This is a genomic window from Polaromonas sp. P1_G2 (assembly GCF_056405515.1).
Genome location: NZ_JBFUBY010001193.1, coordinates 1 through 444, shown reverse-complemented (window position 1 = coordinate 444; position 444 = coordinate 1). Strand labels below are relative to the sequence as shown.

The window sequence follows — 444 nt, the reverse complement described above, 5'->3', positions numbered from 1 at the left end:
GACGGAAAGCGCGGAAGTCATGTTCGGCGCCCGGCCGGCCGACCAGGGCACGATCGAGATCGACGGCAAGCAGGAGCGGATCGGTTCGCCGGAAGCCGCGATCGCGCATGGCTTCGGCTTTTGCCCCGAAGACCGCAAGACCGACGGCATCATTGGCGATCTTTCGGTTCGTGAAAATATCATTTTGGCGCTGCAGGCACGCCGTGGCTGGGCGAGGCCCTTGCCTCGCTCCGAACAGAATGCGCTTGCCGACCGCTACATCAAGGCTCTGGATATCCGCACAGATGGCCGTGAAAAGCCGATCAAGCTGCTTTCCGGCGGCAACCAGCAGAAGGCGATCCTGGCCCGCTGGCTCGCCACCGATCCGCGCCTGCTGATCCTCGACGAGCCGACCCGCGGCATCGATGTCGGCGCGCATGCGGAGATCATCAAACTCATCCGCGA

General features: G+C 63.7%; 1 protein-coding gene. It reads left to right on the top strand.

Annotated elements, in window-relative coordinates:
- On the top strand, window positions 1-444 hold a 444-nt coding region (locus AC1D0P_RS29725; protein ID WP_477680016.1), incomplete at both ends, for an ATP-binding cassette domain-containing protein.